Below are 22,889 nucleotides of genomic sequence, written 5' to 3'. Positions count from 1 at the left end.
CCATGACCACCAGGCCCTTCACGCTCGTGTCCTTCCACGCCCACCCCGACGACGAGGCGCTGCTGACCGGTGGCACGCTCGCTCGCGCGGCCGCGGCCGGCCACCGGGTCGTGCTGGTGACCGCGACAGGAGGGGAGGCGGGGCTCGCGGACGCCACGCCCGAGCCGGCCGAGCTCGGTCGCCGACGACGGGCCGAGCTGGCCGCCTCCGCACGGGCACTCGGAGTGGCGCGGCTGGTGCAGCTGGGCTACGCGGACTCGGGCCACGAGCCCGGACCCGCCACCTTCGCGTCCGTGTCGCCGGACGAGCCGGCAGCGCGCCTGGCGCACGTGCTCCGTGAGGAGGGGGCGCAGGTGCTCACGAGCTACGACCGGGCCGGTGGCTACGGGCACCCGGACCACGTGCAGGTCCATCGCGTCGGCGCCCTGGCGGCCGCCGCGGCCGGGACGCCGGTGCTGCTGGAGGCAACCGTCGATCGTCAGTCGATCGCCCGAGCCGTGGCCGCGCTGCGTCTCCTCTCGCGGGTCACGCCGATGCCCGAGCTGCCCGACCTGACGTGCGCCTTCACGTCCCGGTCGGACATCACCCACCGCGTCGACGTCCGTGCGCACCTGCCGGCCAAGCTGGCCGCGCTGCGTGCGCACGCCTCCCAGGCCGGCGGCACCGACGGCCTGCGGACCATCGCCCTGCTGCTGCGCCTCCCGCCGCCGCTGCGCGCGCGGGTGCTGGGGGCTGAGTGGTTCCGTGACGCGCTGGGGACGGCGTCCTGCGGTGGCGTCGACGACGTGTTCGGCCCCACGCATCGTCGCCGCACGGCAGTCAGGTGGATGTGAGGTTCGCATCCCTAGCCTCGTGGCATGTTGATCGCCCTGACTCCGCTGCTGATGGGACTGGGTCCCGCCGCGGTTCTGGTGGCGATGGCGGTCGTGTTCGCCGAGACCGGCCTGCTGCTCGGGTTCTTCCTCCCAGGGGACAGCCTGCTGTTCACCGTGGGGCTGCTGGCCGCGGTGGCGGTGTTCCACCTGCCGGTGGCTCTCGTGCTCGCCGGGATGGCGCTCGCGGCGGTGGTCGGTGACCAGGTGGGCTACCTGATCGGTCGGGCCCTCGGACCTCGTGTGTTCGGCCGCGAGTCGGGCTCGCGCTGGTTCCGTGCCCGGCACGCCGAGTGCGCCCGCGAGTTCTTCGACCGGCACGGCCCCAAGGCGGTGATCCTGGCCAGGTTCGTGCCCGTGGTCCGGACGTTCACGCCGGTGGCCGCGGGAGTGGCCGGGATGCCGAGGCGACGGTTCACGCAGTTCAACGTCGTCGGCGCGGTGCTGTGGTCGGTGCTGCTCGTGGGGGCCGGCATCTTCCTCGGCGGGGTCCCCGTCGTCGCCGCACACGTCGACGTCATCGTCATCGCCCTCGCTGCGCTCTCGGTGCTGCCGGCTGCCATCGCGTATCTGCGCCGGCGGCGGTCTCGGAGGCCTGCAGCCGCAGGGCCCGAGGCTCCGAAGGTCCCCGTCTCAGTCTGAGGTCGTCGACCAGTGGTCCCGCAGGGGGCCGACGGCCCACTGGTGCGCCTGCCAGTGCTCGACGAGCGCTGCGGTCGCCCCCAAGGTCGTGCGCCAGGATCCCGGTGCCGAGGTCCGGTCCGAGTCGTGCAGCAGCACCGTCCCGCCGGGCCGCAGCTGGCGGGTGACGAGCGCGCTCACCGACGCGGGCGTGGCGCGACGCTCCCAGTCCCGGCCCCAGGCCGACCACAGGACCGTGCGCAGTCCGACCCGGTCGGCCGACCACCACGAGGAGGGGGTCACCACGCCGTACGGCGGTCGGTACCACCGCACCGCCGTGCCCGTGCCGTCCTCGACGAGGTCCCGGGTACGCCGCAACCCGTCGCGCAGGCCGGTGGGTCCGTGGAGGGCGACGGGTCGGTGGTCCCACCCGTGCACGCCGATCTCGTGCCCGGCCGCGACCATCTCGAGGAGCAGGCCGCGGTCTCGCAGGTGGCGCCCCAGGACGAAGAACGTGGCGGTCACACCGACCCTGTCGAGCAGTCGGAGGAATGCCGGGGTCGACGCCGCATCCGGCCCGTCGTCGAAGGTCAGGGCCACGTGCGGACGCTCCGAGATGCCCGAGAGCGCAGGATCGAGGACGGAGGGCGTCAGCAGTGCGCGCACCGGTCCGACTGACGCCGGCGACGGCGCCAGGGCGGTGGCGGCGGTGGCCGCGGCGGCAGCCGCGAGCAGCGCGCGACGACGCGTGGTCACGCCGCCACGAGCGCGGGCTGCGGGAGGAGGAGGGCCCGCTGCTGCATCACCTCGACGACCGACGGAGCCTCGCGAGGGAGGGAGACCGACGACCCCGACACGAGGATGCGCATCAGGGCGACCTCCAGGCCGGCCGCGTCCGGGACCCAGGGGACCAGACCGGCGTCGTCGAGAGCGCGAGCGTTGGTGAGGCCGTGACCCGGAATGGGGCGGTAGGTCAGCGTCGGTGTGCCGGCCGCGAGGGACTCCAGGGACGTCATGCCGCCGGCGTTCTGGACCACGCAGGCGGCTCCAGCGAGCAGGGACGGCATGTCGTCACGCCAGCCGAGCGCCACCAGCCCGGGCACCCCCTCGACCTGCTCGCGCAGCCGCTCGTTCGTGCCGCACACCACCACGGGTGTCATCAAGCCGGTGGCCAGCACGTCCATGGCGCTGGCCCGGAGCTCACCCACGCCGCACGAACCGCCCACGACGAGGGCGGCGGGCTTCCCCGCGGGCCAGGGTGGCACCCAGTCGCTCGCTCGCAGCGGTGCGGGGAGGGCGACGGCGGGCTCGACGACGACGCTCCGGCCGCCCAGTGCTTCCGCCTGCGCGGCGGCGATCGCGTGGATCGCGAGATGGAGGTCGACGTGGTCGTGCACCCACAGGCGGTGGACCGACGCGTCGGTCAGGTACGTCACGACGGGGGCCACGAGCCGGCCGGCGGCACGCGCGGCGCCGAGAGCCTGGCTGGCGAAGGGATGCGTCGAGATCACCAGGTCGGCGCCCTGGAGCCGGCGTACCAACGGGCGTCCGAGCAGCGCGAGCACCTGGCACACGGCGCGGACGAGCAGGCCGTCGCCCTCGAGGAAGCGCAGCGTCGTTCCCCAGGTGGCCGGGAGGAGCCTGAGCTGCGCGAAGTACAGCCAGCGGAGGAGTCGTCCGACGCGCCACGAGAGCTCGTCCACCAGGTCGAACCTGCTCACCCGGTGGCCCGCCGACCGCAGCTGGTCGGTCAGCGCCTGGGCGGCGGCGTCGTGGCCGGCACCGTAGCTGCCCGACACGACGACGATGGCGGACGAGGTCATGGGGAAACTGTGGAGGCGTACGCCTGACCGCCACCTGACGACGCCCTGCTGGTCGGGCTCAGTCGCGCGCGGTCGCCACGACGTACGGCGTGCGCCCGAGCATGCGGGTCACCACGACGCCGCAGATGGTCATCGCGAGGGCGATGCCCGCCAGCACCACCAGCTGGAACTGGGCTGCCTCGGCGGGGCTCGCGCCCCCGAAGAGGGCGCCCACGAAGGCGCCGGGCAGCGTGACGAGGCCCGTCGAGCGGGTCTGGTCGAGGTTCGGCAGCAGGGACTCCCGGACGGCTTCCTGGCCGATCTCGAGGTTGGCGCGTGACGGCGTCGCGCCGAGCGAGAGCCACGCCTCCACCTCGTCGCGACGGTGGCCCGCCGCGCGCAGGAAGTTGCGGCCCGCGAGGGTCGCGGCGCTCATGGCGTTGCCGATGATGATGCCGGCGACCGCCACCAGGAAGCGCACCTGCAGAGCGACCAGGTGCAGCGCGAAGATCGCCGTCAGCGAGACGGCGGCGCCGGCCACGACCCCGGTCACCGCCGCGCGGCGCCCGTGCCAGAGGTCCCGCAACCGGCCCGACGCGGTCCACGACGCCGTTGCCGCCATGAGCAGGAGGAAGGCGCCCACCGTCTCGGGGACGCTGAGGATCCCGCGCAGCAGCAGGGCCACCACGCTCAGCTGGACGGTGGCTCGCGCGAGCGCGGACAGCGGAGTCCAGCCGAGCCCCACGCCCGCGACGCTCGCGACCGCCATCGTCGCGGCCACCAGCACGAGCAGTCCGGCGCCGAACCAGACGTACTCGCTCGTGGACACGTGGTCGACGCTAGACGGCTCAGGCAGCCGACGTGGAACGGGGTGACCAGGGGTCGGCTGCCCCAGGACCTGGGGTCAGGCCGGCGGCGTGGCCGGCTCGGGGAGGTGCCCGATCGGGATGCCGAGGCGCGCCAGCCGATGGGGCAGGTCCTGGTGGAGGAGGACGGCCAGCCGGTGCTCGGGCAGCGCGAGGATCACCTCGTCCACCGGCTCGTCGTGGACCGTCTCCTCCACCACGTCCATCGGGTCGTGCCGGATGGAGACCGACCCGACCACCGGGCCGCCCGCGGCCAGCTGGACGTCGGCGATGACGGCCCGCAGCGTGGCCTCGGCCTCGGCCGCCTTGTCGTGACGCTCAGGGTGGAGCAGGTGAAGCTCCGCACGGGCTGGGTTCACCACGACCAGGCGGAACTGGGTGTCGGCGGCGTCCGAGCGGTTCCTGATCTCGCGCAGCAGGGCCGGCGTCGGTGTCGCCTGGTCGGTGACCACCAGGATGCGTCGGGGTCGGTCGGCGCTCATGACCGCGTCTCCGTCGCCGGCTCGGGCGTCGACAGCACGTGGTGGGCTTCGGTGCGGTCCTTGTCGGTGATCGTCAGGTAGACCACGACGGCGAGGATCGTGGCGAGGAACAGCACGCTGGTGCCGAGGGTGCCCAGGCCGAGGCCGCCGTCCGACCGCGGCGAGGACAGGAAGTCGCCGATGTTCGCGCCCAGCGGTCGGGTCAGGATGTAGGCCAGCCAGAAGGACAGGACCGGGCCGGCTCCGAGCCGCCACGCCGCGAGCACGGCCAGGATCAGGCCGAGCGGCAGCAGGATCGACGTGCCCGCCGACCAGCCGGTGAGGTCGAGGGTCCAGTCGCCGACGGCCGTGCCGAGGGCGAAGGTGACCAGCACCGTCAGCCAGTAGAAGCTTTCACGCGGCGTGGTGACGATGGTGTGGATGGAGAGTGTGCGCTCCCGCGCGTACCAGATGCCGAAGACCCCGGCCAGCAGCACGGCGAAGACCGTGGAGCTGATCCAGAGGGGTACGCCGCGGGCGTCGGTGAGGTTGTCGGTCAGCAACGTGCCGACGACGCTGATCAGCACGACGGCCAGCCAGTACACGCCGGGCACGTAGCGGCTCAGCCGGAACTGCGCCACGAGCACCGCGACCAGGGCGGCTGAGAACACGAGGGTCGTGTTCGTGAGCCCGAAGCCCAGGGTCTCGTTGACGTAGTCGGCGAAGCTCTCGCCGACCGTCGTACAGAGGATCTTGATGACCCAGAAGTACACGGTGACTTCCGGCACCTTGTTGAGCATCAGCCGAGCGCGGCTCACGGCGGGTGAGGTCGAGGTCATGCGCGGACGGTGCCGGACGCCGCCTGTCGGGAACCTGACTGCTCCAGGACTCACGCGGGCGTGACCGCCGCAGCGTCCGAGGTCAGGTCAGGCGGGCCACCAGCTCGTCGCGCCCGGAGACGCCCGCCTTGCGGTAGATCACGCCCAGATGGTCGTTGACCGTCAGCGGAGAGAGGTTCAGCGCGCGCGCCATCCTTCGAGCGCTCAGGCCCTGGGCCACCAGACCTGCCACCTGTTCCTCGCGGCGCGTCAGCCCGAACCACGCGGACGCGGCCCGCAGGACGTCGCCAAGCGCCGCCGGTGCCAGCACCACCGCGATCGTCGGCGAGTCGGGTTCGACCGGCTCGCCGTGCACGAGCAGCCATCGCCCGCTCGTGGTCCGGACCAAGCACGACGCCTCGTCGCGGCCGGTCCTGGCGGCCAGCCCGACATCGTGCACGACGCGCATGGCATCCTCCAGCTCGACCTCGTCGTCCCCTCCGGCACGGAAGTCGTCCAACCAGTCCCGGGCGTGGGGGGACATGCTCGTCACCCGGTTGCCGGCATCGAGGGTGACCACCCCAGGTGCCAGCGGCCGTCGGCGGGCCGCGACCGGACGGACCGGGTAGGAGCGGACCGCCCTCGTCAGCGGCTCGGCGATCGCCAGCGCGGCGTCGGCATCTCCCTCGTCGAACGGGCGCCCGCCCGTGTCCCGGAACAGGACGAGGGCGCCCCACAGACGCCCCTGTCCCCTCAGCACCAGGCGCAGCTCGGAGGAGAACCCCGCGGGGCGGATGATCTCCTCGTACCGTGGGCTGTGCGGGCGGGAGGACCGGCGCCCGCCCAACAGGCCGACCGGACGAGGCGCGGCCGCCAGCTCGACGTACTTGTTGACGTCGACCTCGACCTTCTCGTTGTACGCCAGCCGGTCCGCCACGCCGTCCAGGCCGTGGCGCGAGAACATCGACGACCGCAGCCCCGTCGCCGGGTCGAGCCCGAGCAGGCAGTAGCCGTCGAAGCCGATCACGCGACGGACCGTTGCCATGAGGGCGCCGGTGAAGTCGGCCCCCGAGCCAGGCCTGCGCGCTTCCGCCGCCAGCGCGGCGCGAGCAGCGAGGAGCTGATCCGCCATAGCCGAGTGTCGCACCGACGTCGACCCCCGAGAAGTAGGGGGATCCGCGCCGCCCCGCGCCGTCGGAGCATCACACGAGACCACCGAGGCCGAGGCCGGGAGGGAGCTCACCATGGCGATGCGTCACGGCTTGCCGGGCCTGTGCCTGGCTCTCGTGCTCGTCACCCCCGGCTGCGGCGGTGGCGGCTCGGACCAGACAGACGGAGCCACGACACCCTCGGGTACGCCGGCCAGTGCGAGCCCGGCGTCCGATGCCGTGCTGCCGGAGGGCACGTACCGGACGGACCCACTGCGGGCGCAGGACCTCGTCGACGCCGCAACAGCGGCCGGATATCCCGCGGCGAAGGCGGAGCAGATGGCCGGTCACTACACCGGGACGGTCGTCTTCGAGCTGGTGGTCACCGCAGGCACGCTCGTCCAGGACGAGATCGTCGACGATGGCTCACCTCAGGAAGGGTTCCGCGCCGCCTACGAGCTGACGGGCGCCAACACGTTCGTGGCGACGGACCAGTGCGGCGAGACCACCTTCGACTTCGCGCTCGACGACACACTCCTCACCCTCGACCTGGTCGACTTCGTGGCCGGTGGATGCGACATCCCTGACGACGACATCATCGCGGGCACGATGGTCTTCGAGTCTGCGCCGTTCGCCCTCCAGGACGCCGAGACGCCAGGCGGCGGGTCGCCGGGCGCCGGCAGCTCCGTCCAGGTGGTCGACACGTTCGTGGCGCCGTTCGAGATCCGGCTCGCCGACTGGCTCGACCCGGGCTCGGCTGAGACCGCGGAGCACTTCGCCACCTGGCAGTCGGCGGACGAGCAGCGAGCCCTGAGAGTGCTCTCGCCGGTGTCGGTGTACCGGCCGGGGTCGAGGACCGAGTCGTCGCCGCCGGCGGACTTCACGACGTACGTGCTCTCGCTCGCCGGCTCCGGCGCGACCATGACCGACCGTGTCGACACGGAGGTGGACGGTCACCCCGCGGTCGAGGTGACGGTCGGGCTCTCCCCTGGGGCGGAGTCCCTCGAGGGGGCTCTCGGCTGTCCCGAGCCCGGGCTGGACGCCGGCGAGTGCTTCGGTCCCCAGGACGAGCTGGTGCTCAGGATGGTCGTCCTCGACGTCGCAGGCAGGCCCGTCATGATCTGGGAGCGCGACTACGCCGACCAGGCCGGGAGCCTCGACCACACGTCGTTCGACGACATGGTGGCGAGCCTGCACTTCAGGTGATCCGACGATCCCCTCGTGGACGGCGGTGGGGGACCGATACCTGGGGCCCTATCGCCAGCTGGCGTCGGCGTGGACCAGAACGACGGCGAGAGCGGCGGCCGCGACCGCCATGACGACCAGCCAGAGGAGCCGGATCCAGCGTCCGGGCACTCGCGTGGACGGGCGGTTCAGCATCGTGGTGCGGAGCGCCGGGACGATGCGCCCGAGCAGGTGCAGTCCGGCGGCGCCGACCCAGACCGCGAAGAAGGCCTGGTGAGCAGTCACCCAGTCGACACGCCACGCGGCGAGGTCGAGGGGAGTGTGCCGTGATCTCTCCTCGCCCAGCAGCACCAGGAGGACGCCGGTGCCGAGCAGGCCGAGCGTCGAGGCCACGACCACGGGGCCGAGCACTCGCAGGAGCATCGGTGGTGGCCCCGCTCGCCGGTACGACGTGGCTCCCGCGTAGTAGCGCACCATCCGCCAGCCCGTGCTGGCGGTCTTCATGCCGGCCGGTGGGATCAGCAGGGCGCCGAGGGCGACGTGCCAGGAGATCAGCCCCCGCACGTTGAAGAGCGTTAGCAGCTCGGCGGACGACACGACCAGCAGCACCAGCCCCGTCCACGCGGTGAGCAGCGCGTTGCCGGCGGGACCGCCCGTGCCCGCGAGGACCGGGTTCTCCCGAGTCTCGCGGCCGGTCGCCTCCCCGAGTGCCTCCATGACTGCGCGCTCGAGGGGGTCCCGGTACGGCTGCTTCGGGGTGGACATGGCTCCAGCCTCCCAGTCGTTGCCCGTCAGCGCACTCGCCGCTGCGAGTTCAGACATGAGACCAGGTCAGGGCCCAGAGCGGTGTGATGGCGTGGTGGAAGGCCTCGGGCGGCCGGGAGCCGGACAGCTGCTCTGCGTCGACGTGAGGAAGGCGGAGAAGCTGTTCCTCTCATCGGCGTGAAAGCCCTCGAGGGTCAGTGGACAGCGGAGGCCGGCAGGTCGAACCAGCGCAGGTGCTCGAAGTCGTCGGAGACGGCGGTCGGCGGGGTCAGGTCGGGCTCGGGCGCGGCCTGCAGGATCTCGGCGCCCTCGCGGAGCTGCTCGGCGAGCATGTCCTCCCCGCCGGTCAGGCTCGACGTCGGCGCGTGGATCCCTGAGGCGTCGTACTTCACATCGCCGAGCCTCATCGGCGGCTCGACCAGGCCGGTGCGGTGGGTCCAGCGCCCGGATGCCAGGTCGAACCGGTAGTCCCCGAGCAGCCGCCAGCCGTCGCGGGCGACCAGGCGGACCGCCTCGATGACGTAGTCGGCGACCGCGTCGGACAGGAAGTAGTTGAAGTTCACCCGTACCCAGCCGGGCTTGATCCCCTCACAGCCACCCGCGATCTCGCGCTCGAACTCGTGGCTGCGCTCGATGTCGATGCCGAGCAGCCGGTGACCGTAGGGGCCGGCGCACGAACATCCGCCGCGCGACTGGATGCCGAACAGGTCGTTGAGCACCGCGACCACGAAGTTGTGGTGGAGGTACCTGCCCGACGGCGCGCGGACCACGAACGAGACGATCGAGAGTCGTTGCGCCTCGAGGTTGCCGAGGATCTCGATCGCGGGCTCGCTCTGCCACGCCGACACGGCGCGGGCCAGGAGACGGTCCTCTGCGGCGCGGATCGCCGGGACGCCCACGGCCTGCTTGAGCTGGAAGACCAGGCCGGCGCGGATGGCCCCGATGATCGCCGGGGTTCCGCCCTCCTCGCGTTGCTCCACGTCGATGACGTACCGGTGCTCGTCGGGGTTGACGTACATCACCGTGCCGCCACCCGGCTGGTCGGGGACCCGGTTGGTGAACAGGTCGCGCCTGGCCACCAGCACTCCGGGGGTGGCGGGACCGCCGATGAGCTTGTGGGGAGACAGGAAGATGGCGTCCTTGTAGGCCAGCGGGCCGTCGGGCCCGGCGCACATGGCGATGTCGACGTACGGCGCCGCGGCCGCGTAGTCCCAGAACGACAGCGCGCCGTGTTGATGGAGCAGGGTGGAGATGGCGGCAGTGTCCGAGATGATCCCGGTCACGTTGGAGGCGGCTGAGAAGGATCCGATCAACAACGGCCGGTCGGAGTACCGGTCCAGCTCCTCCCGGAGAGCTGCCAGGTCGATGTGCCCATCGATGTCCTGACCGATGGTCACCACGTCGGCGATCGACTCCCGCCACGGCAGCTCGTTGGAATGGTGCTCGAAAGGACCGATGAAGACCACCGGCCGCTGCTCCGCAGGGATGTGCTGCATCAGGTGGTAGCGGTCCTCCAGGGCGGAGGGGATTCGAAGTCCCAACACCCCGATCAGCTTGGAGATCGCACCCGTGCAGCCAGACCCGGCGAAGATGACCACGGTGTCGTCGTCGCCGCCCACGGCCTCGCGGATGATGCGGCGGGCGTCCTCGCGCAACCGCGTGGTCTGCAGGCCGGTGCCGCTGGACTCTGTATGGGTGTTGGCATAGACGGGCAGCACCTCGTCCCGGATGAAGTCCTCGATGAACGTCAGCGCGCGCCCGGAGGCGGTGTAGTCGGCATAGGTCACCCTTCGATTGCCGTAGGGCGTCACCATCACGTGGTCCTCGCCGATCACCGAGCGGCGGATCAGCTCGAGCAGGGGAGACTCTGACACCTCTCCACGGTAGTCCGACCGCACCTGCCAGTTCGCGACCTGTCGTCGACACCCGAGTCGGCCCGCGTCTGCCGAAGCACAACGGGGCGACGCGCGGATCTTGCCGGCCCGGATGTCGTCGAGCCGGCTTGCCCACGCTCGAAGACTCGGAAGCCGGGAAGCTGACACCACGTCCGCGACGCTGGTCGTCAGGTCTGCTCCCCGCGTGCCATCACCAAAGTGCCCGGCTCGGGCGTTAACTGTGCGTGTGATCAACATGAACGGCGCACCTGACTCCCGTACCCGGCGGGCCGGCGGCTGGGGACTGGTGTTCGTCGTGCTGCTGCTCATCGGTGCCGGAATGGCGAGTGTCCCTGGTGGCGACGACTCGGTCGCGCAGGTGCGCCGCTTCTACGAGGAGCACACCGGCGTGATTCTGCTGTCGCAGATCGTCGAGCTCATCGCGACGCTGCCGCTCGTCCTCTTCCTATTGGGGCTGGCCGTCTCGACCTTGGTCGGTGCCAAGCGCTACGCGTTGCTTGCCGGCGGTGCCATGGTCATCGCCTCGCTTGTCACGCTCATCCCGCCGCTGATGCTGGTGCTGGTCCACCACAGCGCCTCGGCCGGACGGGTTCACGCCTTGGCGGAACTCTCGGATCTGACTGATGTGCTCCTGTTCGTCACCATCACCGGGTTCGCTGCCTGTGGATGGGCGGGGCACGGGCCAACGTGGTTCCGTTGGCTGGCCATGCTCGTCGGCCTCGCGGCCGCTGTCCGAGCCGTCGCGATCCTGTTCAGCGGTGACCCGCTGGAAGTGCTGGCACCACTCGGCTTCATCGCACTGGTTGTGGCGTTCAGCGTCCTGCTGCTCCGTGGAGAACGGCGCGTGGCGTCTCCTCGCAGCCATGCAGCACCTGACGCATTGGAGTGAGAACGGCGGAGCTCGGGTCGAACCTTGCTCACGGGATCTACCACGGCATGCGCCATCGCCACGTCCGTGCGGCGCATATCCAGTCATCGGCTGCTCGTTCCATTGACCGCACGGCCGGGTTCTGACGAGTCTCGGTCGAGGTGTCCGGGACTGTCGCTCTCTCATCGGCTGCCCACCTCGCGGGTGTGGCTCTCGTATGGCCATGAGAGAGGGCGTCCGGAACGCGGCGAAGCGACCCATCCGGCGCTTGGCTCCTGGAGTCACGGATCGTGAATGGGAGCTGGAGCGGCCGGGGGCGTGGAGTTGGCGGCGCTCGTGCGCCACGCCCGTGGCGACCTGATCGACCGACTGCACCCCGTGGGCGAGATCGACTCGCTTGACCACGCATGCACCGTGGTCCGCGGTCCTGCCGCCGAGGCGCTCGCCGTGTGCTCGCCTCCTATCCCGCTCGCTGAGGCTCGTCCTAGGCTCGGCTCGTGTACAACGAGGCAACTCTCCCCGACGGGTCAGTGCTCGAGTACGCCGACCTCGGTTCGCCGTCGGGCGTGCCAGTGATCCACCACCACGGCTCGCCGGGGACCGCGGGCATTGCGGCGCTGGCGGACGAGGCGGCCCGGCAACACGGCGTACGCCTGGTTGCGGTGTCCCGGCCGGGGTACGGCGCGTCCTCGCCAACCGCCCCAGGGCTGGCATCGGTGGGCCGTCAGGTCGTCGCCCTCGCCGACAGTCTGGGCATCGACCGCTTCGGGAGCGTCGGCATCTCGGGCGGAGGACCCTTCGCGTTGGCCACCGCGGCTGTGGCTCCCGCTCGCGTGCAGCGGGTGGTCGTTGCGGCCGGGACGGGCCCGGGCCTTGCGGAGCGTTACCCGGACGATGAGGGACTGGCGCTACTGGCGGCCGGGGATATCAGCGGCGCGGAGGCGGCCATGAGAGCCGAGGTCGAGGAGATGATTGCCGGCATCCGCGACCTCAGCGAGGAGGAGTTCCGGGACAGCATGGCTGCGCGGAGACCACCTACTGAGAACTACCTGGCGAACAGGCCCGCTCAGCAGGCCGTGTTCCTCCGCAACTACCGGCGTGCGCTGGCGACACCGGACGGCTTCGTACGCGACAACCTGAGCTGGGGCGCGTCGTGGGACATCGACCTCACCACCGTCACCGCCCCGGTCGTCCTGCTTTACGGCGAGCAGGATGGCATGGTCCCTGCGGAGAACGGCCGGCTGCTCGCCGCGCTGATCAAACAGGCCGAGCTGACGGTGCTCCCCGGTGCGGGGCACGGCACCGTCACGTTCGGTACCGCCGACCTGGTGATGCAGCGCTTCGCGGAAGACAGGCGGCGATATGACGCATCGGCGCCAGTATGACCAACCAGCCGAATGGGAGTTCCGGGGCAGCGGAGCGGGCCTCAAGGCGGCAGTGCCGGGAAGTCGCCCCAGCTACTCGGGTCTTTCCACCGCGCTGCCGGCCGGAACATCCCGGCCCATCATGAGCCTCACGGCGACGGTCAGCAGCCAGATCCAGAACACGCCGTAGGGCACGAACCATGCGGACTCGATCGTCCACACGAAGCGGGCCAACAGCATCCCCACGCCAGCGACAGCACCCCACCAGCCGAGCCATCGCGGCCAGGCGCCGGACGACAGCATCACCCATCCGGCGGCACCTGCGAAGCTGCCGAGGGCGAGCCATGTGTTGGCGAAACCAATGTTGCCTACGTCAAACGCGTACGCCGCAACGGCCGCGTCCAGTTCAACCGCGATGGGCGGCTGACGCCCAGCTTGCGTTCACCAGGTAGTAGGCCGGGAGCAGCACCGCGGACGCGAGAGCCACGGTCGAACGAAAGGGCGGCTCACCCTCGGCACGGCGCAACAGCACGGCCAACCCGACGAGGAACCACAGCAAACCGATCATCCCGAGTGTTCCGACCGCCTCGACTGGTTGGAGCCAGCTGGCATCCGCCGCGTTGCGGAAGAACTCCGCCGCATCGTTCGTGCTCGCCTCGAGCGGAGGCTCTCCCAGGGACCCAATCGGGATGATCGCGCCGAACAACAACACCGCGCCGACCAGCCCGGCCCATCCACTGATCCGCGCGACCCCGGTCCAAGAGTCCATGTCCCAGCCTGGCATCGGCGATTGGCCCTGTCACGCGACGGAGGGGAACACATCGGCTCCGTCGAGTCGCCTCGGCACCGGCCATGCGAAGCCTGAGGGAACAGCGGTGGACTCTCGAAGTAGCTGTTCTCAGGCGGCGGAAAGACGTAGCTGTCGAACCGTACGGATCGCGGTAGGAGCGGACTTTGCCGGACATGGCGTGAGGGGAGCGCGCCAGGGCGTCCGATGCACTGGCGTCATTCCGATTCCCCGCCCCACATCTGGGTCTGGACCCAGCGGTGGTCGTGGTAGGCAGGAACCGGGCGGCTGATCGCGTCGCTGAGGACGGTCAGGTCCTTGGGGTCGTCGGCGGGAACGGCGATCACGCCGTCGGGCGCCTCGCCTGTTGCCGTGTTGACCCAGCCCGAATAGAGCAGGGTCGTCCCATCGGGCGACCAGGTGACCGTGTAGGGGTAGAAGGGGCCCCCGGGGGTCTTGGGTGGTCTGATGACCCTCTCGGTGCCGTCAGGGACGCTCACCAGGACGACCTCGTGGCGTTCGCCGGTGCAGTAGAACTGGGGGCTCTGGTCTGCATCGGGTTCGCAGCGCTGGTAGGCGATGCGGTCGCCCGTGGGGGACCACACGGGGCCGATACCGTGGATGGCAATTCCCATGTCGGGGACGACCAGCCGCTCGTTGGAGCCCTCGCTGTCGGCGACCCAGAGCTCGCCGGCGTCGGGTTCCTCCTGCTCACCGCCCGTGTACGCCAGGGCCGTGCCGTCTGGCGACCACGTGACCAGAGCGGCCTCGACCGAGCCGAGTTCGCGGAGCTCACCGCTTGACACGGTGTACACCATCACGGGCGTGGATGTCGTTTGCATCACAGGCCCGCCCACGTCGCCGGCGATCGCGAGCTGGTCGGTGCCGGGACGCCACTCGAGGTCGCTGGGCCGGAGGTCTGGCAGACGGCGGATCTCGGCGGTCTGGGTGTCGACCACCCACACCTCGTCGGTGCCCGCGAGGGCGACCCAGCGGCCGTCCGGTGCCCAGATCCCGCAAGGGAAGACCTCGTAGTGTCTGGTCGCTTCGAACCCGTCGAGTCCGATCACGATCGGCTTCCCGGCGGCGCCCTCCCGATCGACCGGGACTATCACCAGCTCGGACTCCTCGAACGTGCCGCCGGACAAGGCGCTCGCACGACCGAACAGCAGCCGCGTCCCGTCTGGCGACCATGCAGGACAGCTCTCGTCCGCCTCCGGGGATGCGGCACCCTTGAGCGGACGGGCGTCCGCGCCGGGGCGGACGAGGTAGATGTCGCCGCCGTCCTGGTAGGCACCGATCGCTATCCAGCCGTTCGTGCCCGGCTCGAGCACCGGGATGTGCCGTCCCGGGTTGGCGGGCGGGGGCGCACCGTCGCGCATGCCGGTCCCGGCCACGGCGGCCACCGCGGCCACCACCGTGACCGCCGCGACCGTCGCGACGAGTGCCGCCGCCCTGTTGCGCCGTACGCGCCGACGGCCGGCAGCCACGTAGGAGGGCACGTCGAACGCCAGCGCGCCGGGGTGCTCGTCGACGGCAGCGTGCAGCCGGGTGGCCCAGTAGTCCTCACGAGTACTCATGCCCGGTCCTCGCTTCGGTAGTCGGAGGTCAGGGCAGTTTCGAGCTTGTGCAGTCCGATCGAGCACTGGCTCTTGACGCTGCCCTCACTGATTCCCAGGTCGCTCGCAGTCTCGGCCACGGAGAGCCCCCAGTAGTGACGCAGCACGACGACCCGGCGCTGGCCTGCTGGCAGGGCCTTCAACGCGCGGATGAGTGCCGAGTGGTCCTCGCCCGTCATCTCGAAGCTGGGCTCGTGCCCATCAAGCGTCTCGGTCTCTCGTCGCCACGGGCGCCGCACCTCGTCGATGTGAGAGTTGACGACAATCCGGCGCGCGTACCCATCCAGCCGATCGCCGCGCGCCAGCCGGGGCCACGCAACGTAGAGCTTGAGCAGCGCGCTCTGAACGAGGTCATCGGCCTGGGCTCTGTTGCCGCACATCAAGAACGCGGTACGCCACAAAGCGGGTCGGGTCGCCGCGACGTACGCTGCGAACTCCTCGTCCCTGACTGCTGAACTCATGGGCGTGGCCTCCGTCCTGGCTCATGGTGTCTAACGGAACCGGACCCAGATCGGTTGGATGGGACCGGAACCAGGACGGCACCTCAGTTGACGTGTTCAAACGATCGTGTGCCGGCGAGGAGATGTGTCGACCGCCACTGGCCGCACACAGCCGCCAACAACCGAGTCGGCCCGCCTCTGCCGAAGCAGAGACGGGCCGACGTGCGGATCTGGCGGGCCTAGATGTCGTAGTAGTGACGCGATAGAGCCGCTGACCTGCGCGAACGTTGCGGTTCCGGGCTTGTGGGCCCCGCTGGGGCCGCGCGCGACCGTGCCCGGCCGGGAGGCGAGCTGTGGGGCTCCAGGGAACGGCAGGGGAGGTGCGCGGTCAGGCTGCAGCCGGGGGGGTCCTCACAGGTTCTCCGGATGCTCGTTGACCGCGGCGAGCACGGATGACAGCAGCTGTTGCTGTCCGGCGGGGAGGTCGTCGACGTCGGGAGCGAGGTACAAGGGGGTCATCGAGATCCGGCCGCTCCGGATGGCCGCGAAGTCCGTGCCGTGCGCGCCAGCCGGCAGCCGCGGTTCCTCTCCGGGAGGACCGAAGAGGTAGTAGGAGCGGGTGACGCCGTCATCGTGGGCCGCGTCGACACTGCCGTGGGCGTACGGGCGCATGCCGAGACGCGTCAGGGTCACCTCCCGCGACGCCGGCTTCGCCGGCACGTTGACGCTGAGGACGAGGGGCTCGGTCGGCCGGCTCCTGGCCAGAGCCGCGGCGATGGACGCGGCGACGGACGCTGCCGCCTCGAAGCTCGGCTCGGCTACGAGTGCCGCGCCAGGTCCGGGGACGGACCAGAGCTGGGCGAACTGCTGGGAGACGCACACCGAGGAGACTCCCAGCAGTGCGGCCTCCAATCCGGCGCTGACCGTGCCCGAGTAGTAGACGTCGTCGCCGAGGTTCGTGCCGTGGTTGACGCCGCTGACGACCAGGGCGACGTCCTCGACCAGACCCGCGAGCAGCGCGAGGCGCACGCAGTCCGTCGGCGTGCCGTCACAGACGTACACGGGATGGCTTCCGCCGAGGCGTCGCGTGACGGAGACGGGGGTCTTGAAGGTGCAGGACCGGGCGAGCCCGCTGCAGTCCCGGGCCGGGGCCACCGTGACGACCGTCGCGCCCACGCCGACCAGACAGTCGCGAAGGGTGAGGAGGCCCGCGGCGTCGACGCCGTCGTCGTTGGTCAGGAGCACCTGCATGGCTTGACCTTTCTGGCTCTGGGGCGTCGCGTAAACTGCCGAGTCATGTCAGCGAACGCGGCCGGTGGGACCGTCCGGGGCCGCGTCCTGCGCGACACCGTCGAGAAGAAGCTGCGACACCTCGTCAGCTCCGAGCACGTCGGCCAGGAAGGCCGGCTGCCGACGGAGCGCGAGCTCGCCCTGCAGTTCGGAGTGAGCCGGACGACGATCCGTCAGGTGTTGGACGACCTCGAGCGCGCCGGACTCGTCGTACGCCGTCGCGGTCGGACGGGTGGCACGTTCGCCGTGACGCCGAGGGTCAACCTCGACTTCGGCCAGCTGGCCGGGATCCCGTCGTACCTCCGCGCACAGGGATTCCGCGCCGGAGCGCACGTGGTGTCGGCGCGCATCGTGTCGGCCGAGCCCGAGACGGTCGAGGCGCTGAACCTCGAGAAGGGCGCAGTCGTCCACGACATCATCCGCGTGCGCCTTGCCGACGAGGTCCGGATCTCCCTCGAGCACACTCGCATCCCGGTGGAACGCTTCCCGGACCTGCTCACCAACCCCCTCGACGACTCGCTGTATGGCGTCATCGCGGAGAAGTACGGCTGCACCGCCACCCGAGCGATCGAGCGGATGGTCGCGGTGGCCGCGACGGACTCCCAGGCCGAGGCGTTGGGCATCGACGTCGGGGACCCGCTGATGGCCATCGAGCGGGTCACCTACGACCAGTCGGGCACGCCGTTCGAGCACTCCAGCGACCTGTTCCGCGGAGACCGGACGAGGGTCATCGCCTGGGCCCACACCCCTGGGGAGTCCGCTCACGTCGACACCGAGTCGGGATCTGCCGATCAGGCCTTGATGCGTTCCCCGGTGGGGTCGTAGAGCGGCCGCAGCGACATCCGGGCGTCGAACAGCTCCCCCCCGATGGCCGTCTGGTACTGGCCGGTCCTCAGCCACTCCGCATCGACGTCACCGCCGTCGGTTCGCTCGACGTAACCCATCATCACGACCGAGCCCACGGTGTGCCCGAATGCCGCGGAGGTCGCGAAGCCCACGGGTCGGCCGTCTCGCAGCAGCAGCTCGTTCCCCCAGGCGTAGGCATCCGGGTCCTCCACCTGGAGGGTGACCAGTCGGCGCCGCACCCCCACCCGGCGGTGCTTCTCCACCGCCGGTCGGCCACGGAACGCGACGTCGCCGGAAAGCTTGCAGGCGAACAGCAGGCCCGCCTCCACGGGCGTCGTCTCCGGGGTCAGCTCCCGCCCCCACGCCCGGTAGCCCTTCTCGAGCCGCAGCGACTCGATGGCGTAGTAGCCGCCGAGTCTCATGCCGTGACGGTCACCGGCCTCCATGAGCCGCTGGTAGGCCTCGAGCGCCACCTCGGTCGGCACGTACAGCTCCCACCCGAGCTCGCCGACGTACGTCAGGCGGTTGGCGCGCACTGTCACCCCGGCGAGGTTGAGCAACCGGCTGGACCCGAAGGGGAAGGTGTCGTTGTCCAACGGCTCCGACGTGAGCTCCTGGAGCACCGCTCGGGAGCGAGGACCCATGACGCTGAAGACGGCGTACGTCGACGTCACGTCCACCACCTCCGCGTGGCGTTCGGGGTCGATTCCCCGACGAAGCACGTCCAGGTCGTGGACCGCCTGGCCGCTGCTGGTGACCACGAGGTACTCGTTCCAGGCGGTTCGCGTCAAGGTGAGGTCGGCCTCGTAGCCGCCTTGGTCGTTGAGCACTCCGGTGTAGACGATCTTCCCCACGGGGACGTCGACGTCGTTGCTGCACAGCCATTGGAGGGCGGCGGTGGCCTCGCGGCCGCGGACGACGTACTTGGCGAAGGACGTCTGGTCGAACAGGGCCACGGACTCCCGGGCGGCCCTGTGCTCGGCTGCGGCGAAGGGGAACCAGTTCTGCCGTCCCCAGGAGTACTCGACGACCGGTTTCGTGCCCTCGGGAGCGAACCAGTTCGGGCGCTCCCAGCCCAGCTTGGTGCCGAAGCAGGCCCCGGCCTGCTCGAGGAGGCCGTGGACGGGTGAGCACCGGATCGGTCGGGAGCTCTCGGGCTCCCTGTTGGGCCAGGCCATCGCGAAGTGGAGACCCACGATCTCCGTGACCCGGCTGCGCAACCAGTCGCGGTTGTTCTGGAACGACGCGAAGCGACGGATGTCCACGGGAGTCATGTCCATGTCGGGTTCTCCCGAGACGATCCACCGGGCGAGTGCGCTGCCGGCCCCCCCGCCGAAGGCGATGCCCGAGGAGTTGAAACCGGCCGCCACGAAGAAGCCGAGGACCTCAGGAGCCTCCCCCATGATGAAGTTGTGGTCGGGGGTGAAGCTCTCCGGACCGTTGTAGAACTTCCTGACGCCGACTTCCTCCATGGCCGGGACGCGGTGCACGGCGTTGTCCATCATGGGGGCGAACTGCTCCCAGTCCTCTGGCAGCAACTGGAACTCGAAGGGCTCCGGGATGTCCTCGGACGCGACCCAGGGCTTCGCGTTCGGCTCGAACCCGCCCATCAGGAGGCCGCCGACCTCCTCCTTGAAGTACACGAAGCCGTCGGGGTCTCGCAGCGTGGGCGTCGTCCGGTCGAGACCTTCGACCGCCTCGGTGACGACGTAGTAGTGCTCGGCGCTGTAGAGCGGAACGGTGACGCCGATGGAGGCGGCGACCGCCTTGGCCCACTGGCCGGCACAGTTGACGACCACCTCGCACTCGATGTCGCCATGCGAGGTCCGCACGCCACGGACCCTCCCGCGGACCACGTCGATCCCGGTGACCTTGACCCCTTCGTAGATGCTGGCGCCACCTGCTCGGGCCCCGCGCGCGAGGGCCTGCGTGACATCGGTCGGGTTCGCCTTGGCGTCGTGGGGCAGCCATACGCCTCCCACGAGGTCCTCCGAGCGCATCTGCGGCCACATGCGGGCCGCCTCCCGCTGGTCGACGAAGTGTGCTTCCAGCCCTTGGGCCCGCGCTACGTCGATGGTGCGTCTGAGCTGGACCACACGGTCACTCGTCGAGGCGACCCACAACGCGCCGCTTTGGTTCCAACCCGTGCTGAGGCCGGTCTCGTCCTCGAGCGTCGCGTACAGGGCTGAGCCTTCGAGCATCATCCTCGTCAGTGTGGTGTGGTTGCGCAGCTGCCCCACGATCCCGGCGGCGTGCCAGGTGGTCCCCGAGGACAGCAGACCCTTCTCGAGCAGGACCACGTCGCTGCGACCCAGCCGCGTGAGGTGGTAGGCCACACTGCAACCGACGACACCCCCTCCCACGATGACGATCTCGGCTCGACCCGGAACGCTCGTCGTGGAGGACACCTCAACCGCCTTTGGTTGGACCATATGTGGTGACGCACACTAGACCTCCCTCGCAGGGCTGTCACCCCCCGTAACAGCTCGCGACGAACCCGTTGCCAAGCGGTCGAATCAGGCGTGGATCGGACCGCTGAGTGGCCTGGAGCCGGAGAGGTCCTTCCATGCGACCCGAGCCGTCCGAGGCCTTGTGCATGACCTGGAGCGTTGTTAAGGTCCAGTCACTTTCGGGATTTGGACCGACCTAACCGGGCCGGCCCCGGCCTTTGAGTCGCCCGGCGAGTCCGGGGGCCTTCGGAGGAGGGCAACCAGATGACCTCAGTCCCATCCAGTCACTCGGGCACCCCCGGTGCGACCAGCGCCCCCGTAGCCGCTGGTCACCTGCAGAAGGCGCTGACCGCACTGACCAACGGGGCGTTGACCTTCGCCGGCGTCGGCGTCTTCGCGGGTTTGTTCTCCCTCTACGGGTTCGCCCTGAACGCGGTCGGTCCGGCCGAGTTCTGGGGGTGGCCCGTGATCGCGGTGAGCGTCGGGATGATGGTGCTCGTCTTCGCCGAGCTCGCGTCCAAGTACCCCTTCGCCGGGAGCATGTACCAGTGGCCGACCATCTTGTCGGGCAGACGAGTGGGCTGGTGGATGGGGTGGGCGTACGCCGGCGCGCTGTTCCCGCTGATGACCGCGTACTACGCGAGCCTGCCCATCCTCGTCCGGGGGCTGTTCGACCTCGAGGACACTTTCTCCACCAACCGCGCCATCATCATCTTCGCCGCCATCGTGGCCCTGCTCTGGAACGTGTTCAGCATCGGCGTCCTGGGTCGGTTGGCGAAGTGGGCGATGATCCTGGAGCTGTCGGTGGTGACCGTCGTCCTGCTCACGGTCTTCGTGCTCGGCGGGAAGCACTTCGGATACCTCACCGACGCCGCCACCACGACCGTGTCCGCGAGCGGCAGCGTCAGCGTGTCGGCCCTCACCGACATGGGAGCGTTCCTCCCGCTCTTCCTCGGCGCGGGGATCTTCAACGCGGTGTGGGTGCTCTACACCTTCGAGAACGGCGGCACCCTGGGCGAGGAGACCATCGACGGCGAGCGCAATGCTCCGCGAGGGATCATCGGCGCCTACATCTTCGCAGTCAGCTGCGGCTTCCTCTTCTACTTCTGCCTCACCACCTCGATCCCCGACATGGACTCGGCGATGGTGAACTACAACCCGGCCGAGTCGGCCATCTTGGACAACCTCCCCACAGCGGTGCTGAAGCTGTTCCTGGCCGTGGTCGCCTTGGGCCTCATCGTGGCGACCAACACGATGTTCACGGGAGCCGTCCGCCACATCTTCGGCATGGCTCGTGATGGCCAGGTCCCCTTCTCCTCGGTCTTCTCCCGCACCATGCGGGACGGGTCTCCGTGGGCCGCCGCCGTCCTCCTCTTCGCCTTCTCCCTTGTCCCCGTGTTCGTGTTCGGCACCAAGACAGCCTCCATCGTGGGTGGCGCGACGGGCGCGATGTACTTCGCCTACTTCGCGGTCCTGTGCATCACCCTGGTCGCCCGGCTGCGCGGATGGCCGAAGAAGCGGCCGGTGTTCAGCCTCGGTAGGTGGGGAATGCTGGTCAACGTCCTCGCGATCATCGGTACTGGCCTCACCTTCGTGAACATGGAGTGGCCGCGAGCCGCCACCAACCCGACGTACAACCAGATCGCGGGCACCGAGGGTGGGCTCTTCGTCAGGGACATCCCCATGGGGTGGGTCCTGCTGGGTGTCCCGCTGCTGGTGGGCCTCGTCTACTACTCGATGCGGCACCGCCAGATCCATGCCCAGTCCACCGCGATCGAGAAGTACGCGGTGGAGTCCTAGGTCCGCAGTTTCCTGGAGGTCCACGGTGACCCTCGAAGTACAGATGCAGTACCTGCGCGAGGTCGAACCTCTGCTGCAGGGAAGCGACCTGGAGTGGCAGCAGCTGCACGGCGGTCTCGCACATGTGACCTACGTCGTCTCCGTCGACGGACGCCGGGTCGTCGTGAAGTTCCTGACCCAGGAGATGGACCAGTTCGGCCTGATGGTGCCCATGGAGCACCTCATCCACAACACGACGTGCGCGGGGGAGTGCGGCGTCGGGGCTCGCGTCCTGGGTACCTACCCTGACCTCCCGGCCATCGTGCTGGAGTTCATCGACGGCAAGACCCTCTGCACGGAGGACCTCAGCGATCCGAGCTACATCCCCCGCCTCGCCCGATCGGTGCGCGAGCTCCACACCACCGCTCCGGCGTTCAGCAACCGGATCGACATCTTCTGCTTCCTGGAGGACTACCTGCGTCTCGTCGAGACCCACCGCATGGAGACGCCGGCGGGCCTGCTGGAGGAGCTTCCGACGATCCGCCGCATCCAGGAGGCGCTGGCGGTCAACGCACTTCCCCTCGTGCCCAGCAACAACGACCTGCTCGCCCGCAACGTGATGGACGACGGAACGATCCGGCTCATCGACTACGACTTCAGCGGGATGAACGACCCGATGTTCGACCTCGGAGACCTCGCCATGGAAGGGGACTACGAGCGGGACCAGGTACGAGTTCTCTGCGACACGTACTTCGGTGAGCACGTCCCCGCGCAGTATGCGCGGGCCAGGCTCTTCGGCGTCGCCGCCCAGTTCACCTGGTCGCTGCTGTTCGTCGGCATGGCCAAGCTGTTGAGCTCCAAGCCGGCCGAGACCTTCGACTACTGGAACGAGGCCGTCATCCGCTGGGACTGGACGAGGCAGAAGCTCCTTGCACCCGACCTCGAGTCGACCATCGCCGCCGCGGCTTCGACCGGCGTCGCCCTCCCGCCGCCATCACGCCCACGCTAGGAGA

Annotated in this window: 22 protein-coding genes; 8 read left to right on the top strand and 14 right to left on the bottom strand. The window is 70.0% G+C overall.

Annotated features, from left to right (window positions below):
- Positions 1-2 precede the first annotated feature (2 nt).
- Both ISU07_RS22140 and ISU07_RS22135 read left to right on the top strand, forming a co-directional pair.
- A complete protein-coding gene (locus ISU07_RS22140) occupies positions 3-833 on the top strand; it encodes a PIG-L deacetylase family protein (RefSeq protein ID WP_194709023.1) in 831 nt (276 codons plus the stop codon).
- Positions 834-857: 24 nt separating this feature from the next.
- Positions 858-1,514 (top strand): VTT domain-containing protein, encoded by a 657-nt coding sequence (locus ISU07_RS22135; RefSeq protein WP_194709022.1) that lies wholly within the window; start codon positions 858-860, stop codon positions 1,512-1,514.
- On the opposite strand, the gene ISU07_RS22130 is transcribed toward ISU07_RS22135, so the two are convergent.
- The 6 genes from ISU07_RS22130 to ISU07_RS22105 form a co-directional block, all read right to left on the bottom strand.
- Positions 1,506-2,249, bottom strand: coding sequence for a polysaccharide deacetylase family protein (locus ISU07_RS22130; RefSeq protein ID WP_194709021.1), 744 nt, complete (start codon positions 2,247-2,249; stop codon positions 1,506-1,508). The two genes, ISU07_RS22135 and ISU07_RS22130, sit on opposite strands and share 9 nt — an antisense overlap.
- Positions 2,246-3,316, bottom strand: a complete 1,071-nt coding sequence (locus tag ISU07_RS22125; RefSeq protein ID WP_194709020.1) for an MGDG synthase family glycosyltransferase — start codon at positions 3,314-3,316, stop codon at positions 2,246-2,248. Before ISU07_RS22125 ends, ISU07_RS22130 begins: the two co-directional genes overlap by 4 nt.
- A 58-nt stretch (positions 3,317-3,374) precedes the next feature.
- Complete coding sequence (locus tag ISU07_RS22120; RefSeq protein WP_323742761.1) at positions 3,375-4,124, bottom strand: ABC transporter permease; 750 nt, start codon at positions 4,122-4,124, stop codon at positions 3,375-3,377.
- A 75-nt stretch (positions 4,125-4,199) separates the two neighbouring features.
- The gene (locus tag ISU07_RS22115) at positions 4,200-4,643 is read right to left on the bottom strand and encodes a hypothetical protein (RefSeq protein ID WP_194709019.1); all 444 of its coding nucleotides are present in this window, start codon (positions 4,641-4,643) and stop codon (positions 4,200-4,202) included.
- The gene (locus tag ISU07_RS22110) at positions 4,640-5,461 is read right to left on the bottom strand and encodes a COG4705 family protein (protein WP_228522402.1); all 822 of its coding nucleotides are present in this window, start codon (positions 5,459-5,461) and stop codon (positions 4,640-4,642) included. The genes ISU07_RS22115 and ISU07_RS22110 overlap by 4 nt, the downstream gene beginning before the upstream one ends.
- A gap of 82 nt (positions 5,462-5,543) precedes the next feature.
- On the bottom strand, positions 5,544-6,572 hold the full coding sequence (locus ISU07_RS22105) for a helix-turn-helix transcriptional regulator (protein ID WP_194709018.1): 1,029 nt from the start codon (positions 6,570-6,572) through the stop codon (positions 5,544-5,546).
- A 112-nt stretch (positions 6,573-6,684) separates the two neighbouring features.
- On the opposite strand from ISU07_RS22105, the gene ISU07_RS22100 reads away from it, so the two are divergent.
- A complete protein-coding gene (locus tag ISU07_RS22100; protein ID WP_194709017.1) occupies positions 6,685-7,794 on the top strand; it encodes a hypothetical protein in 1,110 nt (369 codons plus the stop codon).
- A gap of 48 nt (positions 7,795-7,842) precedes the next feature.
- Here ISU07_RS22100 and ISU07_RS22095 read toward each other — a convergent pair whose 3' ends face one another.
- Complete coding sequence (locus tag ISU07_RS22095) at positions 7,843-8,538, bottom strand: hypothetical protein (protein ID WP_194709016.1); 696 nt, start codon at positions 8,536-8,538, stop codon at positions 7,843-7,845.
- 194 nt (positions 8,539-8,732) lie between these two features.
- Positions 8,733-10,412: an aminotransferase class V-fold PLP-dependent enzyme gene (locus ISU07_RS22090; protein WP_323742760.1), complete on the bottom strand. Its 1,680-nt coding sequence runs from the start codon at positions 10,410-10,412 to the stop codon at positions 8,733-8,735.
- A gap of 247 nt (positions 10,413-10,659) precedes the next feature.
- Between ISU07_RS22090 and ISU07_RS22085 the strand changes: the two genes are divergently transcribed.
- The gene (locus ISU07_RS22085) at positions 10,660-11,322 is read left to right on the top strand and encodes a hypothetical protein (protein ID WP_194709015.1); all 663 of its coding nucleotides are present in this window, start codon (positions 10,660-10,662) and stop codon (positions 11,320-11,322) included.
- Between the two features lie 476 nt (positions 11,323-11,798).
- Positions 11,799-12,686 (top strand): alpha/beta fold hydrolase, encoded by an 888-nt coding sequence (locus tag ISU07_RS22080; protein ID WP_194709014.1) that lies wholly within the window; start codon positions 11,799-11,801, stop codon positions 12,684-12,686.
- A 72-nt stretch (positions 12,687-12,758) separates the two neighbouring features.
- Here the strand turns inward: ISU07_RS22080 and ISU07_RS22075 are convergent, their stop codons facing one another.
- The 5 genes from ISU07_RS22075 to surE all read right to left on the bottom strand — a co-directional run bounded on the left by ISU07_RS22075 (position 12,759) and on the right by surE (position 16,762).
- Entirely contained in the window at positions 12,759-13,070 is a 312-nt protein-coding gene (locus ISU07_RS22075) for a DUF4386 domain-containing protein (protein WP_228522410.1), read from the bottom strand.
- 1 nt (position 13,071) lies between these two features.
- Positions 13,072-13,434, bottom strand: a complete 363-nt coding sequence (locus tag ISU07_RS22070) for a hypothetical protein (protein WP_194709012.1) — start codon at positions 13,432-13,434, stop codon at positions 13,072-13,074.
- Between the two features lie 236 nt (positions 13,435-13,670).
- On the bottom strand, positions 13,671-15,032 hold the full coding sequence (locus tag ISU07_RS22065; protein WP_194709011.1) for a TolB family protein: 1,362 nt from the start codon (positions 15,030-15,032) through the stop codon (positions 13,671-13,673).
- Entirely contained in the window at positions 15,029-15,532 is a 504-nt protein-coding gene (locus ISU07_RS22060; RefSeq protein ID WP_194709010.1) for a SigE family RNA polymerase sigma factor, read from the bottom strand. Before ISU07_RS22060 ends, ISU07_RS22065 begins: the two co-directional genes overlap by 4 nt.
- A gap of 390 nt (positions 15,533-15,922) precedes the next feature.
- On the bottom strand, positions 15,923-16,762 hold the full coding sequence (surE, locus tag ISU07_RS22055; RefSeq protein ID WP_194709009.1) for a 5'/3'-nucleotidase SurE: 840 nt from the start codon (positions 16,760-16,762) through the stop codon (positions 15,923-15,925).
- Between the two features lie 45 nt (positions 16,763-16,807).
- On the opposite strand from surE, the gene ISU07_RS22050 reads away from it, so the two are divergent.
- Positions 16,808-17,626 (top strand): GntR family transcriptional regulator, encoded by an 819-nt coding sequence (locus ISU07_RS22050; protein WP_194709008.1) that lies wholly within the window; start codon positions 16,808-16,810, stop codon positions 17,624-17,626.
- Here ISU07_RS22050 and ISU07_RS22045 read toward each other — a convergent pair.
- Positions 17,593-20,079, bottom strand: a complete 2,487-nt coding sequence (locus tag ISU07_RS22045; protein ID WP_194709007.1) for a GcvT family protein — start codon at positions 20,077-20,079, stop codon at positions 17,593-17,595. The genes ISU07_RS22050 and ISU07_RS22045 overlap by 34 nt on opposite strands.
- Before the next feature lie 282 nt (positions 20,080-20,361).
- Here ISU07_RS22045 and ISU07_RS22040 point away from each other — a divergent pair, with 282 nt between their 5' ends.
- A complete protein-coding gene (locus ISU07_RS22040; RefSeq protein WP_194709006.1) occupies positions 20,362-21,897 on the top strand; it encodes an APC family permease in 1,536 nt (511 codons plus the stop codon).
- Positions 21,898-21,922: 25 nt separating this feature from the next.
- The gene (locus tag ISU07_RS22035) at positions 21,923-22,885 is read left to right on the top strand and encodes a phosphotransferase (protein WP_194709005.1); all 963 of its coding nucleotides are present in this window, start codon (positions 21,923-21,925) and stop codon (positions 22,883-22,885) included.
- The last annotated feature ends 4 nt before the right edge of the window (positions 22,886-22,889 follow it).

The sequence above is a fragment of the Nocardioides islandensis genome (assembly GCF_015352455.1).
Classification (GTDB): Bacteria; Actinomycetota; Actinomycetes; order Propionibacteriales; family Nocardioidaceae; genus Nocardioides; species Nocardioides islandensis.
This window is presented reverse-complemented; position numbering and strand designations above follow the sequence as displayed.

What these genes read in the sequence shown, in the direction of transcription:
- ISU07_RS22100 (WP_194709017.1), top strand. Translation starts at nt 6,685, where the DNA reads ATGGCGATGCGTCACGGCTTGCCGGGCCTGTGCCTGGCTCTCGTGCTC.
- ISU07_RS22105 (WP_194709018.1), bottom strand. Translation starts at nt 6,572, where the DNA reads ATGGCGGATCAGCTCCTCGCTGCTCGCGCCGCGCTGGCGGCGGAAGCG.
- ISU07_RS22045 (WP_194709007.1), bottom strand. Translation starts at nt 20,079, where the DNA reads ATGGTCCAACCAAAGGCGGTTGAGGTGTCCTCCACGACGAGCGTTCCG.
- ISU07_RS22140 (WP_194709023.1), top strand. Translation starts at nt 3, where the DNA reads ATGACCACCAGGCCCTTCACGCTCGTGTCCTTCCACGCCCACCCCGAC.
- ISU07_RS22125 (WP_194709020.1), bottom strand. Translation starts at nt 3,316, where the DNA reads ATGACCTCGTCCGCCATCGTCGTCGTGTCGGGCAGCTACGGTGCCGGC.
- surE (WP_194709009.1), bottom strand. Translation starts at nt 16,762, where the DNA reads ATGCAGGTGCTCCTGACCAACGACGACGGCGTCGACGCCGCGGGCCTC.
- ISU07_RS22110 (WP_228522402.1), bottom strand. Translation starts at nt 5,461, where the DNA reads ATGACCTCGACCTCACCCGCCGTGAGCCGCGCTCGGCTGATGCTCAAC.
- ISU07_RS22050 (WP_194709008.1), top strand. Translation starts at nt 16,808, where the DNA reads ATGTCAGCGAACGCGGCCGGTGGGACCGTCCGGGGCCGCGTCCTGCGC.
- ISU07_RS22095 (WP_194709016.1), bottom strand. Translation starts at nt 8,538, where the DNA reads ATGTCCACCCCGAAGCAGCCGTACCGGGACCCCCTCGAGCGCGCAGTC.
- ISU07_RS22060 (WP_194709010.1), bottom strand. Translation starts at nt 15,532, where the DNA reads ATGAGTTCAGCAGTCAGGGACGAGGAGTTCGCAGCGTACGTCGCGGCG.
- ISU07_RS22070 (WP_194709012.1), bottom strand. Translation starts at nt 13,434, where the DNA reads ATGGACTCTTGGACCGGGGTCGCGCGGATCAGTGGATGGGCCGGGCTG.
- ISU07_RS22115 (WP_194709019.1), bottom strand. Translation starts at nt 4,643, where the DNA reads ATGAGCGCCGACCGACCCCGACGCATCCTGGTGGTCACCGACCAGGCG.
- ISU07_RS22135 (WP_194709022.1), top strand. Translation starts at nt 858, where the DNA reads ATGTTGATCGCCCTGACTCCGCTGCTGATGGGACTGGGTCCCGCCGCG.
- ISU07_RS22065 (WP_194709011.1), bottom strand. Translation starts at nt 15,032, where the DNA reads ATGAGTACTCGTGAGGACTACTGGGCCACCCGGCTGCACGCTGCCGTC.
- ISU07_RS22040 (WP_194709006.1), top strand. Translation starts at nt 20,362, where the DNA reads ATGACCTCAGTCCCATCCAGTCACTCGGGCACCCCCGGTGCGACCAGC.